The sequence below is a fragment of the Streptomyces triticagri genome (genome assembly GCF_003429565.1).
Taxonomy (GTDB): domain Bacteria; phylum Actinomycetota; class Actinomycetes; order Streptomycetales; family Streptomycetaceae; genus Streptomyces; species Streptomyces triticagri.
In genome coordinates, this window is the sequence record NZ_QUAK01000234.1 from 116055 (window position 1) to 130959 (window position 14905).

Genomic DNA, 14905 nt, shown 5'->3' on the forward strand with positions numbered 1-14905 from the left:
AAGGGGTTGCAGGTCCCCGGCGACGGCCACCACCATGGGGCACTGCGGTGTTCGGACGACGCTGTTCAGCTGCCGCTCACGCCGCGAGCGGCCGCCGACCCGTCTTCCCGAGCCCCAGGGAGGCACGCTTGCGATGAGCATGCGCGACGAGGTCGACGATGTGACAGAGCAGGAGTGGCGGGCCTGGCTCGCCCGGCGCAACCGCCGGGCGGCCCGCGGTGTGGTGCGCCGTGCCGAAGCCGTACTCGTCGAACGGTACGGGCTCGAGGACCTGCTCGCCGCCTTCAGTCTGCTCAAGGACGCCTCGCAGCAGTTCAATCTCAAGCTGCACACCGTGGCCGACGCCGTGGTACGGGTGTCGGCGCCCGAGGCCGACAGCAGGGACTGGTTCCCGGGCCGCGACCATCCGCTGCCGCCGCCGCTCGAGACGCTGGCCTCGCGACAGGTGCGACGCTCGGCACCGCTGAGCGAAGTCCTCGGCGCCGCGCTCGGCCGTACCCTGCAGGTGGCCCGGGCGGACCGCGGCCATGTGCACGTCGTTGAGACCGGCATGCGACGACTGGCCCGCAGCACCGGTCTCGACGAACCTTTCGCGGAGTACGCCGCGTTCACCCGTGGCGAGGAGACCGCCTGGGACCGGGCGGCGAACGAGGCGCGCCAGATCACCGTTCCGGCCGCCCCGGACAGCGACCTGTTCACTCGGGCCGCGAGCCGGGCGATGTGGGACGGCGGCTGCCTGGCCTGCCACTGCCTGCCGCTGACTCCGGGCCGCGACGGTGCACTGGCCGTCGTGACCGCCCACTACCGCCGCCCACTGGGCGCACCCCTGTCGTGGTCCCGCCTCGCCACGATGGACGAACTCGGCTCGGAGGTCGGTGCGTGGCTCTCCTGGCACCGCAACACGATCGTCCTGGACGCGCTCGAGTATCTGCACCACCGGGCGTACGACGTATGACGGCCGGGGACTGGACCACCGCGCGGGCCGGGGCGTGCAAGGGGCGCCGCACCGGGAGTGAACTCGCCAGTGGGGCGCCCGAGTTCGGTGGAACCGGGTCCGGCGGTGTCAGCGTCGGCCGATTGCGCGGTCGAGGGCGGCGACGCCCACCGCGGCCAGGCCGATCTGGATGAGCCATTCGCCCCAGTCGACACCGTCCGTGTCCGCCACTCCGAGCGCTGCCGCGACGGCCGTCCCGAGCAGTGCTGCGGCGATACCCACGGCGACCGTCCACAGAACGCCGATGCGCTGACGTCCGGGGAGAACCAGCCGGCCGAGGACGCCGATCACGATGCCGATCAGGATTGCCGTGAAGAGGCCTGAAATCTCCATCGTTTCCCCTCAGTTGGTCATCGCCGTGCCGTTGTCGGTTCGAGTACCGCCGGGTGCCCCGCGGCGAGTCGCGTAACCACCGCCTCGCACGCATAGGTCCCGGTTGCGGGGGCACCCGGTGGCCCGGTCGTCAACGGCTGCCGCCACGGACTGCACCGGGGACGAGCGACCAGGCCGATCCGAACGACGCGGAACAGGCGGAACCATGGCACCACCGGACAGCGCGGGAAGCGACGGCAGCGACCGTCGCTCCGGCGAACACAAGCGCAGTACCCCCGAGTCCTCCGGGCGCCCGAAGCGGCTCGACGTCTCCGACGCCATGCAGCACGCGGTGCTTCAACTCGCGGAGCTGCTCCGGTGCGAGCCCGGTTCGGTATCCGCCGTACGCGCGACGGACACCGGCTGGACCGCGGATGTCGAGGTGCTCGAGCTGGCCAGGGTGCCGGACACCACGAGCCTGCTCGGTTCCTACCGGGTCACGCTCGACACCCGGGGCCGGCTGACGGGCTACGAGCGCACCCGGCGCTATGTGCGAGGACGGACCGACCCGTGACCCCAGCACGAATCGGCGCGACACGACTCGGCTCGGCCCGCACCGGCCCGGCTCGACGGAAGGAAGTTCGACCATGAGCATCGTTCAACAGAGCAATGCACGCAGCGGCAGCGGGAACGCCGGCAGCTCGGGAAATCTCTACGACGTACTCGAACTCATCCTGGACCGCGGCCTCGTCATCGACGCCTTCGTACGCGTCTCCCTCGTCGGCATCGAGATCCTCAAGATCGATGTGCGGGTGGTCGTCGCCAGCGTCGACACGTATCTCCGCTTCGCCGAGGCCTGCAACCGGCTGGACCTGGAGTCCGGCCGCAAGGCCCCGACCCAGCTCACCGACATCGTCGGCGAAGCCACCGAGAGCGGCGCCAAGGGCAAGTCGAAGGGCGCCCTCACCGGCGCCGTCGAGGCCTTCACCGAAGGTCTCCAGGGCAGCCCCGAGGAGGAACCGGAGGAGGAGGAGCGGCGGCCCCGCCGCAAGTCCTCGACGACCGGCAGCCGGCGCGCATCCCCGCGCAGGGAGGAATGACCGATGCCCATCTACGTCTACGCCGTCACCCGCGCCGATCATCCACTGCGTCTCGAAGGGCTGCAGGGCGTCGGCGACCCACCCTCCGAACTCCGGTACCTCGCCACGAAGGAGCTGGCCGCCGTCGTCGGCGACGCACCGCCGGAACTGCGGGCCAAACGCCGCGACCTCATGGCCCACCAGCTCGTACTGGAGCGCCTGATGGCGGACGGTGCCGCGCTGCCGATGCGGTTCGGTCTGCTCGGACCCGACGACGACGCTGTGCTCGGCGTACTCGAGGAACAGCGCGACGCCTACCGCCGGCGGCTCGAAGAGCTGGACGGCTGCCTGGAGTACAACCTCAAGGTCGCCCGGGACGAGCGGGACCTGCTGCACGAGATCCTCACCGGGTCGCCGGAGGCCCGCCGGCTCGACGCGTACACCAGGGAGCATCCCGAGGCACAGGGCGACAAGGTGGCGCTCGGCGAACTGCTCATGCAGGAGGCGCAGCAGCGCGAGCGCACCGAGGCGGAAGGCCTGGTGGACCGGCTGGCCCCGTCCGCACTGCGCACCGCGGCGGCGGACCCGACCGCGGCGCACTTCCTCAATGTGTCGTTCCTCGTCGAGCGGGACCGGGCCACCGCGCTGTCGGAGGCCGTGCACCAGGAGGCGGAACGGTGCGGCGACTCCTACGACTTCACGCTCAGCGGACCGCTCCCGCCGTACAGCTTCGTCTGAACTCGGCGCCGCAGAACGGAGATTCAGCCATGGGACTCCTCACGCAAGTCCTCACCCTGCCCCTCGCGCCGGTACGCGGCAGTCTCTGGGTCGTCGACCAGGTGATCGCGGCCGCCGAGCGCGAGTATTACGACCCCGAGCCCGTACTGCGTGAACTCGCCGCACTGGAAAGGGAGTTGCTCGAGGGACGCATCGGCGACGAAGAGTTCGAGCGGAGCGAGAGCGCACTGCTCGACCGGCTGGAGGAATGCCAGGCACATCGGCCGGACGCCCCGGGCATCCATCGCATCGACACCTGACCGAGCCCCGAAGAGGTGCAGACACATGACAGGCAACGTCAAGACCGGCGTGGCCCTGGTGGGCGGATACCTGCTGGGCCGCACGAAGAAGGCCAGGATGGCCATCGGCCTCGGTATGTTCCTGGCCGGCCGCAAACTGGATCTCGACCCGGCCAGGCTCGGCAAGCTGGTGGCCAACTCGCCGGTGCTCGGGGGCCTCAACGACCAGGTCCGCAAGGAGCTGGTGGAGGCCACGAAGACCGCGGCGACGGGCGCGCTCACCAAGCGCGCGACCGGACTCGCGGACTCGCTGCAGGACAGGACCCGGGCGCTGAACGATCCGCTCCGGGGGCGCGGCGAGACCGGCGAGGAGGACGACGGCCGGGACGAGGAGTCCGGCCCTGACGAGGGCCTCGCCGACGCACCGGCGGCAGGAGCGGCTGGAGCGGCCGACGCGGCCGCCGAGGCCCGCGACGAGGACGAGAAGCCGCCGCCGCGCCGCCGGGCCGCCGGGAAGACGGCGGGCGGGGGCGCGGGCAAGGCCCCGGCCAAGTCCGCCCGCACCGGGTCCCGGACGGCGTCGTCCGGCCGGACCAAGAGCCCGGCAGGCTCCGCACGCAAGAGCGCGGCCGGTGCCGCGACGAAGTCCGCGTCCAAGGCGGGCAAGAAGACCACCAGCGGTGCCCGCAAGTCCCGGGGAGGCGGCAGCAATGGCTGACTCCACCGTGAGCAGGCTGAAGGGCGAGATCGCGAAGAACCCCGCCACGGAACGCCTCAAGGGCGAACTGCAGAACTACCTGCGCGCCCGCGCCACGCACGCCGTCGGCAACCTCGGCCAGAAGCTCGGCGACGGCATCGGGAAACTGGCCGACCCCGGCGGCGCGACAGGAGCCGGCGGCATCGCATCGGACCTGGCGAAGGGCGGAAAGGCCCTGGGCGAGGGCAAGTCACCCGCACAGGCCGCCATGAAGGTCGGCGCCTCCCACCTCAAGGACACCGTCAAGGAGAAGGTCAGGGGACTGTTCGGCAAGGGCCGCAAGGGCGGCGGCGGAAAGTCCAAGAGCATCACCATCGTCGAGGACATCGACGTGGGTGTGCCGGTCCGTGAGGCATATGACCAGTGGACCCAGTTCCAGGAGTTCAGCACGTTCGCCAAGGGCGTCGTCAGCGTCGAGAAGGCCGACGACACCACGAGCAACTGGAAGGTGAAGGTCGCCAAATCCACCCGCAGTTGGAAGGCGAACGTCACCGAGCAGGTCCCCGACGAACGCATCACCTGGACCACCGAGGGCGCCAAGGGCACCGTCAAGGGCGTCGTGACCTTCCACCGCATCACGGACGACCTGACCCGGGTGCTCCTCGTCCTCGAGTACTTCCCGAAGGGCCTCTTCGAGAAGACCGGCAACATCTGGCGCGCCCAGGGCCGCCGCGCCCGCCTCGACCTCAAGCTCTACCGCAAGTTCATCATGATGCGGGGCGAGGCCTCCGACGGCTGGCGCGGCGAGATCCGGGACGGCGAGGTCGTACTCGATCACGACGAAGCCCTCGAGCAGGAGGACGACCGGACGGGCGAGGGCGATGCCGACGACCGTCCTGCCGACGAGTACGACGAGGATGCCCTGCAGGACGACGCGCCCGACGACGAGGACCTCTCTGAGGGTGAGCACGACGACGACTTCGACGACGAGGCCCCGCAGGACGAGGAAGAACCTGCCGAGGACGAGGACCTGCCGGAGGACGAGTACGAGGCAGGGGACGAGTACGACGACGAGGAGGCGGGCCCCGAGGACGTCGACGCCGACGAGACCCGGGACGAAGCCGAGCAGGAGGAGGCGGCGCCGCCCCGCTCCCGCCGGCGCCGCACTCCCGCGACGGCCCGTCGCTGACGCGCCGCAGCACTCGGAGAGGGTGATCCCAGGTGTCCGATCCGCTGCCCGGCCGAGCGGGGCCGGGGCCCGCACACGGACTGTCCCCGTACCCGCAGCAAGGTTCGTCCGCCAACCTCGCCGACATCCTCGAGAGGGTGCTCGACAAGGGCATCGTGATCGCGGGCGACATCCAGATCAATCTGCTCGACATCGAGCTCCTGACCATCAAACTGCGGCTGCTCGTCGCCTCGGTGGACAAGGCCAAGGAGATGGGCATCGACTGGTGGGAGAACGACCCCTCGCTCTCCTCGCAGGCCCGGCCGCCGAGGGAGGTCCGGAGCCGGACGCACGAGTCGGCGCCGTCCGCCGAACTCGAGAGGGAGAACAGCGCCCTGCGCACCGAACTCGCCGCACTGCGCTCCGCCGTGGACGCCGACGAGGCATCCCGCACACACGGGCGCGAGGAGGACGCATGATGTCCGCCGACACTGTGCCCCAGCTGTCGTACGTGTACGGCGTCGGCATCGCCGGCGAGGCACTCGACCGGGCGGCGGCACTGCTCCCCGGAGTCGACGGCGGCCGGGTGCGCACGGTGGGCGCGGCCGGCCTCGCCGCGCTCACCTCGTCCGTCCCGGCCGACACCTTCGCCATGGAGGGGCTCAAGGCCCAACTGGAGGATCTGGCCCGCCTGGAGACCGTGGCCCGCACCCATGACGCGGTCGTCGAGGCCGCCAGCGCGCACACCACGGTCCTGCCGATGCGCCTGGCGACCGTCTACCACGACGACCGCCGGGTGGCCGCCATGCTGACCGACCGCGCGGCGGAACTCGGCGCGCTGCTGCGCCAGTTGGCGGGACATGTGGAACTGGGCGTCAAGGTGTACGCCGACGTGCGGGAGGCCGCGGCACCTGCGCCGGCCACCGCGGACGAGGCGGCCGCCGAGATGAGCCCCGGGCGCGCCTACCTGCAACACCGGCGCGCCGAACGGCGCACGCACAGTGATGTGCACCGGGCGGCGGCCTCGGTCGCCGCACAAGCCGCTGCGCGCGTCGCCGGATGTGCCGTGCTGCGTATGGCACACCGGCCCCAGCGGGGCGAACTGGCCCCGGCCACGGGGGAGAACGTGGTCAACGAGGCCTACCTGGTCCCGGCCGGCCGGGTCGAGGAGTTCCGTACCGCACTCGCCGGCCTCGACGACGAGGCCCCCGGTGTCCATCTGGAGATCACCGGGCCGTGGGCGCCCTACTCGTTCGCCACCCCGCCCGAGCCGGACGGGCCGTCCGATGCGCAGTGACGTCCCCGGCCGCGACCCGGACATCGAGCAGCTCGCGGGACGCCAGGTCGCGCTCATCGACCTGCTCGACCGGCTGCTGGCCGGCGGTGTCGTACTGACCGGAGATCTGGTCCTGTCCGTGGCCGGCGTGGATCTGGTGCACATCGATCTGCGCGCGGTCATCCACTCCGTCACCGCCGACGATCCGCCGCCGTGGTGAGCGCCCGGCGGGAACGGCACGACCGCGGAGGTATCGATGGGCAAGCCCGTACCGCCTCAACAGCCTTTGTACGACCGCCGGTTGGACGAGGTCGCCGCGGCTGCGACGCGCGCCTTCGCTCTCGTACCGGCCCGGAGCGCTGACGAGCGCAGGCGCCCCGGCACGACCGCCGGGCGCCTGGGTACCGACCCCGACACCGTGGAACGCGACCTGATCAAACTCGTCCTGACCATCGTCGAGCTCCTGCGGCAGCTGATGGAACGCACAGCACTGCACCGGGTCGACGAAGGCGACCTCACCGAGGAGCAGGAGGAGCGCATCGGGACGACCCTGATGATCCTGCAGGACCGGATGGCGGAACTCTGCGAGCGCTACGACCTCACGCTGGCCGATCTGAACCTGGATCTCGGGCCGTTGGGCTCCCTGCTGCCACCCGAAGGCAGCTGATCCCGCACCCGAGTGACGCGAGGCACCCAAGTCGTGCGCTCCCCTGAGTATCACCGGGAGTCGAACGGAAACCCGGAGCCCATGACTGCAGAGAACCGGACCAACAGCAAGTCCGACACGGCCCCCGCCCGGGCGGCCTCCGACGAGAAGGACGGCGCCGGCAACGGCGTCGCGTCGCCAGTCGCCAAGGGCCGGTCCACCGCCGAGAAGGGAGCGGCGAAGGCCGCGGCACAGCCCGAACAGACGGTGTCGAAGGCGAAGGAGGCGGCCGGCGCCGGTCTGGAGAACGGCAGGCAGGCGCTCAGCGCCACCGCCGGACAGGTCACCTCGACGGCCGTCACCGCCTGGAGTGTGGTCAAGCACCGCAAGGCGATCGTCACCGGCACCGCCGCCGGCCTCGCCGGCATGCTGGGCGGAGCCTTCCTCCTCGGCAGGCGCTCGGCAGAGCGGAACAGCACCTGGGCGACCTGGCGCAGGACCGCCCGCGACACCGCACGGAGCGCCCTGCACCGGAAGTAGCGGCCGCGCGCCGCTCCGCGCGGACGGCGGCGCCGCGCCGCTGAGCCGTCCGGCTGCCGTCCGGCGCGGTGGGGTGTACCCCGGGTGACCCTCGGGCGTACGGTGCGAGGCGTCCTGACGTCGTAGATGCGAAGGAGTCGCGCCGCGTGCGTACTGGTCCCCTGGCTGCCGCCCTCGGTCTTGTTTCGGTCGCCGCCCTCACCGTCCTCGCTCCCGCCACCACGCATGCGGCGGAGCGCCCCGCCGAGCGGACGCACTGCCCGCAGCTCTCGTCCGAACTCGACTGGTACGGCGGGAACAAGCAGCATCTGCAGCGAGTGATCGACGAGCGCGGCAGATGTACCGGCCCCGGCCTCCGGCACGGCGACCGCCCGGTCGCGGTCTTCGACTGGGACAACACCGTCACCAAGAACGACATCACCGACCTGGCCATCGCCTGGGCCCTCAAGCACGACAAGATCCTGCGTCCGGCCCGCTGGGCCGACTCCAGCCCGTGGATGACCGCGGAGGCCGACCGCACCCTGACCGAGGCCTGCGGCACGGACGTCCCGGTCGGTGAACCGCTGCCCACCTCCACCAACACCGCCTGCACGGACGAGATCTTCTCGATCCGCAGCGAGGCGAAGCTGATGAACGGCAACGACGCCTTCGAGGGCGACTGGAACAGCCGCCGCACGCTGCCCGAGTACGCCTGGGTGCCGCAGCTCTTCGCCGGTCACACCGAGGCCGAAGTGACCTCGTACGCCCGCAAGTCACGGGCCGAGGCACTGGCCGCACCCGTCGGTGCCACACAGCAGCTGGGCAGCCACACCCTGCACGCCTACGCCCGCTACAACCCGCAGATCAAGGACCTGATCCGGACCCTGAAGCGGGCCGGATTCGAGGTGTGGGTCGACTCCGCGGGCGCCACCGCGGTCACCAACGCCTGGACGGGCGGAGTCGGCGTCGACCGCAAGCACACCATCGCCATCCGCAACGTCCTCGACCAGCAGGGCCGCATCACCTACACCCAGGAAGGCTGCGGCGGTGAACCCGCGAGCAAGGGCGAGGTCATGCCGTACATCGAGGGCAAGCGCTGCTGGCTCAACGAGAAGGCCTTCGGCATCACAGGACCTGCCGCCTGGGAGAAGCAGCCCGCCGAGCAGCGCCCCGCGATCGGCGCCGGCGACGCGGACACCGACGTCACGATCGTCTCCGACGCCACCGGCGCGCACCTCCTGCTCAACCGCAACAAGAACGAAGTCATGTGCCGCGCCTACGACAACGCGGACGGCAACTGGCTGATCAACCCCATGTTCATCGAGCCGCTGCCCCGCAAGGACGGCGACTACCCCTGCTCCACCACCGGCTACACCAACCCGGACGGCACGCTCGGTCCCGTACTGCGCGAGGACGGCAGCGTCATCCCCGACCAGCAGGACACCGTGCACGGAAGCTGAACCGAGGTGAGGAGCCGTGACCGTGGGACCTTCGCGCACAACGGCTCTTCGCCCGGCGGCCGGCCGGCTGCTCGCCGCCGTGCTGCTGCTCGCCTCGACGGCCGCCTGCGGCGGCTCCGGCGGGGAGCGGGACGCGTCGGGCAGTCCGGAGCGGCCGGCGCCCGACCCGGTCGAGCGTGAGCTCGACGGCAAGCACTACGGCCCTTACGAGGTCCGCACCGACCGCTTCGGCGCGGACGCGGTCGACGGTGATTTCGGGGGCGGCACCCTGTACCACCCGGTCGGGGGGCCCGCGCCGAGCGGGGACGGCGACAGCCGCCGGCACGGTGTCGTCGCGGCCGCGCCCGGGCTCGGCGCCGACGAGTCGATGGTCGAGTGGTTCGGTGAACTCCTGGCCTCCCACGGGTTCGTGACGGTCACCCTCAACACCCGCGCCACCGACGACACCCCGGACGAGCGTGCGCAGCAGATCCGGTCGGCACTCGGCTACGCGACACGGGACAGTGTCGCCGCGGACCGGACCGACCCCCGACGGCTCGGCGTACTCGGCCACTCGGCGGGCGGCGGAGGAGCCCTGGTCGCCGCCGCCGAGCATCCCGCCGTCCGGGCCGCGGTGCCGCTCACCCCGTACTACGACGGCACATACGACTGGTCATCGGTCCGCACCCCGACGCTGATCATCGGCGGTGACCAGGACGCGGTCGCCCCGGTCGCCGACCACGCCGAACCGATGTACCGGGGTACGGGATCCCGTGAAAAGGCGTATCTCTCCCTGGCCGGCGACCACTTCGTGGCGAACACGCCCGGCGCCCTGGTCGCGGAGCAGACCGTGGCCTGGTTCAAGCGCTTCGTGGACGGCGATCGCGCCGCGGGCCGTGTGCTGTGCCCGCCTCCCGAACCGGACGGCACCGAACTCCTCGCGGCGAAGCACACCTGCCCGCACCGGTGACACGCGTCCGTCCGCCGGCCTGTGACCCTCGGGACTCCTAGGTTGACAGCCGCGGCGTGTGCGTGGCTACGCTCCGCCCGTAGGACCAGGGGGAATGGGGCCAGGGGGAATCGGGGGATGTCACTCATGGGGTTCACACGCGGCCGCGCCCGAGCAGCCACAGCCGTCGGGGTGCTGTGCGCCCTGCTCGCGAGCGGGGCGTGCACCGGCGGGGGAGGCGGCGACGACGGCAAGGACGAGCGGCGCAGTGCCGTCAAGCCGGCGAAGCTCAAGAAGGCCTGGCAGGTCTCGGCACGGGCGCGCGTCGCTACGCCCGACGACGAAGGCGACGTGTGGGTCAGCGACGGCATCCTCGCCCTGCGGACCGACGGAAGCGTCACGGGATACGACACGCGCTCGGGCAAGAAGCGCTGGACCATGGAGATGCCCGAGGGCACCAAGGGCATCTGCGGGTTCTCCGCGAAGCCGAGTCCGTCCGGACTCGGCGGCTTGTTCTTCACCGCCGAGAAGCCGGCCGGCAAGAAGGCGAAGGAGAAGCAGGAGAAGTCCGACTGCAGCTACGCCGGCGCCGTCGACCTGGCGGATGGCAAGGTCAAGTGGACGCAGCACGTCGGCACCATGAAGGGCACGTACGGCAAGAACGACATCAGCATCGGCGACGAGGCGGTGACCGTCACCCTCGACTGCTACGGCGTGAAGCAGTTCCGCGCCGAGGACGGCAAACCGCTGGGGACCCGGGTCGAGAGCGACAAGGCGTGCGCGCACAACGTCGATCACAACGGCCGCCATCTCGCCGTCCGTACAGCCCCTGCGGGAGATGCCAAGGAAGTGGTGCCCGGCTGGATGCCCGCCGCCGACGGCGCCCCGGCCCATTTCATGCTGTACGAGGGTGGCGACAAGAAGCCCCTGTGGCGTACGAAGGCGGCGCGCGTGGGCGACGAGCTGCACCGGATCGTCTCCGACGATCCGCTCGTCCTGGACATCACACGGGAGGGGCACCGCCTGATCCAGACGTACGACGGCGACGGCAAGCCCGTCCGCACGATCGGCAAGCGGCTCAAGCGGTTCTCCGGCGGCGACGGTGAGGCGCAGGTGGGGCCGTTCACCCACGGGGACACGCTCGTCATGGGATACGGGCGCGATCCGGCCCTGTACGCGTACGACCTGGACACGGGGAAGGTGCGCTGGAAGAAGCGCCGGGGCGGCGAGCAGATACTCGGTGTCTGGAAGGACAAGCTCCTGGCAGCCCGTCAGATGAAGGGCCCCAAGGGTGTGCCGGAGGTCTGGCTCCTGACGTACGGGATGCAGGACGGCAAGCAGCGCACCATCGGCAGGGTCACCGAGGCCGGCGTACAGCCGCAGCTGTTCGCGGCCTGGGACGACGAGCGGATCTTCCTGAGCGGCACGGGTGCCGGGCGGACCGGCGAGCGGGTCGTCGCGTATCCGCTGCCCGCCTCCGGCGGCGACACCCGCCGCTACGACGGTGAACCGATGCCGGACGGCTCGGAGCTGACGCCCGCTCAGAAGCGCGCCTGGCGCAAGGGCGATCTGCGCCCGGACGCGGTCGCCAACGCCTGCGAGGCGGTGTCGCCGGCCGCACAGAAGTCGATGCGCGTGTACCGCAAGGGGATGCCCCCGCCGGCCGACTGCGCCTGGGAGGAGAAGAACACACCTCGGCACGCGGAACGTGAGCTGTCGGTGACGGTGACCGCGCACCGGCCGGGCGGCGACGAGGAGTTCCGCGCCGGATCGTCGAGCGACGGAGCGCGGAAGCCGACACCGGCCCTTGCGGTGGCCGAGCAGGCGTTCCGGGAGGCGGGCACCGGAAAGATCGAGAACGAGGACGACTCCGAGAAGGTCCTCGCCGATGCGCACCGCCTGGAGGGCCTGGGCGACGAGGCGAAGTCGACCGCGTTCGGATCGGCGGCGGACAGTGTGTCCACCGCCGACATCCTGGCCCGCTACCGCAATGTGACGGTACGGGTGAAGGCGCGGACCGAGGCGTTGTCGAGCTACTTGTGGGCCGATGTGCCGCCGCAGCATCGGGTGGAGGCGGCGGCGCGCCAGGCCGCGGCCGACGTCCTGGAGCAGCTCGGCGCCGAGGTGCCCGCCGCAGGGGACGATCCGGCAAGAGCGGCCGGAGGAAAGATCACCAAGGCCAAGTCCCTCTGCACGAGGCTGCGTTCGGAGGCGGCCGGACTGGTGCCCGGAGCCGAGGCGCAGGACACCGCACCCAAGGGCGGATCCGACGGCCGGGTCGCGGGCTGCGAGTGGGAGGCGGATGCGGATCTCTCGCCGAGCCTGATCGTACGGGTCAAGGCGATGCCCGACTCGCCGCTCACCGGAGAGGATGCACTGGAACAGGCCGAGGGCGAGATCACCGCAGCGAAGGGCGGCGAGCTGAAGGGCTTCGGCGACGAGGCCCGCCTCTACCGCCGCGACTTCCGCCACAAGGATGAGATGACCCGCACCCACACCGTCGTCGCCCGCAAGGACAACCTGGTGGTCCGGGTCGAGTACCAGCGCTGGCACCACCCGGACAAGGCCCGGATGGACGCGGACGCCGAGCGGGTGGCGCGACGGGTGCTGGACGCGTACTGAGGCGGGTGTCGGACGCGTACTGAACGGCCCCCGGGAGTGACGCCGGACTGGCACACCTGACCGGACCCACTTAGGGTAGCCTTACCTGCCTGACTTCCTCGGTCGATACTGCCGAGGCGGCGGATGACGGGAGAGGTGGGCCCGATGCCGGAGTCCAAGCACAAGCCCGAACTCGGCGCCGTGCAGGAGACGTTGCTGATTCCGCTGTACGGCCGCGCGGTCCAGACGCGCAAGCGGTACGGGATGATCGACGATCCGCAGGCGGTACGGATGGTCGAGGAGATCGACTACGACTTCTCCCGGTTCGACGGTGCGAAGAGCCTCCTCGGTGCCACTCTGCGGACCCTGCTGTTCGACGTCTGGGCGAAGGACTTTCTGCGGCAGCATCCTGCGGGCACCGTGGTCGAGATCGGCACGGGCCTGAACACGCGGTTCGAGCGCTTGGACAACGGCTCCGTGCGCTGGTTCGACCTGGACCTGCCGGACGCGATCGAGCTGCGCCGCAGATACTTCGCCGACACCGACCGCCGGCGGATGCTGCCCGTGTCCGTCACCGACCCCTCCTGGGCCGACACCGTCGCCGCCGGCCCCGGCCCGTATCTGCTGCTTGCGGAGGCCGTGCTGATCTATCTGCCGGAGGACGAGGTGAAGTCCGTGTTCCGGCTCATCGCCGAACGGCTCCCCGGATCGACCCTCGCCCTGGAGACCTCCGCGCCCTGGATGGTCGAGCACCAGGACCAGCACGATGTGCTGGGCGACATGGAGGCGCGTATCCGCTGGTCCTGCGCCGACCCGCGTGACATGGAGGGCTGGGCCCCGGACCTCCGCCTCGTCGAAAGCCGCACCCTCGCCCGGCTCCCGTCCGGTCTGCGGCGCTCACTGCCCCTGCACTACCGCACGATGATGCGCGCCGTGAGCACTGTCCGGCGCCGCGACATCGAGGCCTACCGCTTCAACCTGCTCCGGTTCGGGGGCAGTTGATGACCGGCCCGCCATGAGTCGCGAGCCGGGTGGCGTCCGGGTCAGCGGTCCGTCTGGACGTCGCCGGTGGTCGAGGACGTGATCGGGTCGCGGTGGGTGAAGTCGCCCGGCGGGATGCCCGGGTGGTGTCCGTCCCGGGCCGGAGGGACCGTGCCCGAGTCCGGGCCGAGCGTCAGCCGGGAGACGATCCGGTAGCGGTCGCCGCGGTAGAGCGAGTGGACATACTCCACCGGACGGCCCTCGGTGTCGTCGGTCAGCCGCTCGAAGAGCAGAGCGGGGGAGAGCGCGGGGACGTCCAGGAGCCGGGCCTCGGCCTCGGTCACCACGGTGGGTTCGATGGCCTGGACCGCCTCGCGCACCTGCACGTCGTGGTGCTCGCGCAGATGTTCGTAGAGATCGCCGCGCTCCAGCTCGTCGGCGGACAGGCCCGGCACGATCGCGGCCGGGATGTGCAGATGCTCGATGGCCGTCGGCGCCCCGTCGACCAGGCGAAGCCGGGCCACATAGACGACCTCGGCCGCGGGGGAGAGGCGCAGCTTGCGGCCGACCCTGGCGCCGGCCTGGACGGTGGTGAACTCCAGGAGCCGGCTTGACCAGGTACCGGTGGCGAGCGGCGCGGTCAGCGTCTGCCGGTCGGAGACCAGCTCCTGGGTGATCTTCTCCGGGGCCACGAACATGCCCCGGCCGTGCTCCCGGATCAGTACGCCCGAGGCCACCAGCTCGTCGACCGCCGCCCGCAACGTCGGCCGGGAGACGCCGAGTCGGGCGCACAGGGTGCGCTCGGAGGGGATGGGATCGCCGGGGCGGCGGGACTCGACGAGCTCCAGAATCACATCGCGGACCCGCTCACGCTTGAGGACCGCGCCCTGCGGTTGCGTCTCCATCTGCTGTCGGCCTTCTTTCCTGAGGCTTGCTGAGGTTTCCGGTGGCTTCCTGAGGTTCCGGTTGCTTCCTGAGGTGCAATGCGGATCTGACCAGTCTGCCACGCCCTGACCACAAGTGGACTGCTGGTCAAGCGGAGTTCGATCGGTGCGAGGACTCCTCACGGCTACGTCCGTGTCGATGGAAGCCTCATATACCGTGCGGCACAAGGGGGTTGACGTTTCTATTGGTCTATGCCAACTTCATCCACCATCAACAGGTTAGGTGTCCAGTTGATGCCACTGGTCAGGTGGTTGGTTCGCCGGTCCCTTCCCGGGCCGGCTCT

General features: G+C 70.9%; 18 protein-coding genes. 16 read left to right on the forward strand and 2 right to left on the reverse strand.

Features of this window, described 5'->3' with window-relative positions; genetic code table 11:
* The first annotated feature begins 133 nt into the window (after window positions 1-133).
* Entirely contained in the window at window positions 134-955 is an 822-nt protein-coding gene (locus DY218_RS31855) for an ANTAR domain-containing protein (protein WP_199566919.1), read from the forward strand.
* Between the two features lie 108 nt (window positions 956-1063).
* On the opposite strand, the gene DY218_RS31860 is transcribed toward DY218_RS31855, so the two are convergent.
* On the reverse strand, window positions 1064-1327 hold the full coding sequence (locus DY218_RS31860) for a GlsB/YeaQ/YmgE family stress response membrane protein (RefSeq protein WP_128559645.1): 264 nt from the start codon (window positions 1325-1327) through the stop codon (window positions 1064-1066).
* Between the two features lie 205 nt (window positions 1328-1532).
* Between DY218_RS31860 and DY218_RS31865 the strand changes: the two genes are divergently transcribed.
* The 15 genes from DY218_RS31865 to DY218_RS31935 all read left to right on the forward strand — a co-directional run bounded on the left by DY218_RS31865 (window position 1533) and on the right by DY218_RS31935 (window position 13698).
* Window positions 1533-1880: a gas vesicle protein GvpO gene (locus DY218_RS31865; protein ID WP_128559646.1), complete on the forward strand. Its 348-nt coding sequence runs from the start codon at window positions 1533-1535 to the stop codon at window positions 1878-1880.
* Between the two features lie 73 nt (window positions 1881-1953).
* Complete coding sequence (gene gvpJ, locus DY218_RS31870) at window positions 1954-2406, forward strand: gas vesicle protein GvpJ (protein WP_128559647.1); 453 nt, start codon at window positions 1954-1956, stop codon at window positions 2404-2406.
* Between the two features lie 3 nt (window positions 2407-2409).
* Window positions 2410-3123, forward strand: coding sequence for a GvpL/GvpF family gas vesicle protein (locus tag DY218_RS31875; RefSeq protein ID WP_128559648.1), 714 nt, complete (start codon window positions 2410-2412; stop codon window positions 3121-3123).
* A 29-nt stretch (window positions 3124-3152) separates the two neighbouring features.
* Window positions 3153-3422, forward strand: a complete 270-nt coding sequence (locus DY218_RS31880) for a gas vesicle protein GvpG (protein ID WP_128559649.1) — start codon at window positions 3153-3155, stop codon at window positions 3420-3422.
* 25 nt (window positions 3423-3447) lie between these two features.
* Window positions 3448-4119 (forward strand): hypothetical protein, encoded by a 672-nt coding sequence (locus DY218_RS31885; RefSeq protein WP_128559650.1) that lies wholly within the window; start codon window positions 3448-3450, stop codon window positions 4117-4119.
* On the forward strand, window positions 4112-5287 hold the full coding sequence (locus tag DY218_RS31890) for an SRPBCC family protein (protein WP_128559651.1): 1176 nt from the start codon (window positions 4112-4114) through the stop codon (window positions 5285-5287). The genes DY218_RS31885 and DY218_RS31890 overlap by 8 nt, the downstream gene beginning before the upstream one ends.
* Window positions 5288-5319: 32 nt before the next feature.
* Window positions 5320-5745, forward strand: a complete 426-nt coding sequence (locus DY218_RS31895; RefSeq protein ID WP_407703713.1) for a gas vesicle protein — start codon at window positions 5320-5322, stop codon at window positions 5743-5745.
* On the forward strand, window positions 5745-6563 hold the full coding sequence (locus DY218_RS31900) for a GvpL/GvpF family gas vesicle protein (protein ID WP_233522001.1): 819 nt from the start codon (window positions 5745-5747) through the stop codon (window positions 6561-6563). The genes DY218_RS31895 and DY218_RS31900 overlap by 1 nt, the downstream gene beginning before the upstream one ends.
* Window positions 6553-6762 (forward strand): gas vesicle protein, encoded by a 210-nt coding sequence (locus DY218_RS31905; protein WP_128559653.1) that lies wholly within the window; start codon window positions 6553-6555, stop codon window positions 6760-6762. Before DY218_RS31900 ends, DY218_RS31905 begins: the two co-directional genes overlap by 11 nt.
* 36 nt (window positions 6763-6798) lie before the next feature.
* Window positions 6799-7209, forward strand: a complete 411-nt coding sequence (locus DY218_RS31910) for a gas vesicle protein K (RefSeq protein ID WP_128559654.1) — start codon at window positions 6799-6801, stop codon at window positions 7207-7209.
* Window positions 7210-7290: 81 nt separating this feature from the next.
* Complete coding sequence (locus tag DY218_RS31915; RefSeq protein WP_128559655.1) at window positions 7291-7728, forward strand: hypothetical protein; 438 nt, start codon at window positions 7291-7293, stop codon at window positions 7726-7728.
* Between the two features lie 161 nt (window positions 7729-7889).
* Window positions 7890-9167: an HAD family hydrolase gene (locus DY218_RS31920; RefSeq protein WP_199566922.1), complete on the forward strand. Its 1278-nt coding sequence runs from the start codon at window positions 7890-7892 to the stop codon at window positions 9165-9167.
* A gap of 16 nt (window positions 9168-9183) precedes the next feature.
* Window positions 9184-10116, forward strand: coding sequence for a poly(ethylene terephthalate) hydrolase family protein (locus DY218_RS31925; RefSeq protein ID WP_128559657.1), 933 nt, complete (start codon window positions 9184-9186; stop codon window positions 10114-10116).
* A 126-nt stretch (window positions 10117-10242) separates the two neighbouring features.
* A complete protein-coding gene (locus DY218_RS31930; protein WP_158574179.1) occupies window positions 10243-12717 on the forward strand; it encodes an outer membrane protein assembly factor BamB family protein in 2475 nt (824 codons plus the stop codon).
* 144 nt (window positions 12718-12861) lie between these two features.
* Entirely contained in the window at window positions 12862-13698 is an 837-nt protein-coding gene (locus DY218_RS31935; protein ID WP_128559659.1) for a class I SAM-dependent methyltransferase, read from the forward strand.
* Window positions 13699-13739: 41 nt separating this feature from the next.
* Here DY218_RS31935 and DY218_RS31940 read toward each other — a convergent pair whose 3' ends face one another.
* Window positions 13740-14582: a GntR family transcriptional regulator gene (locus DY218_RS31940; RefSeq protein ID WP_128559660.1), complete on the reverse strand. Its 843-nt coding sequence runs from the start codon at window positions 14580-14582 to the stop codon at window positions 13740-13742.
* Window positions 14583-14905 lie beyond the last annotated feature (323 nt).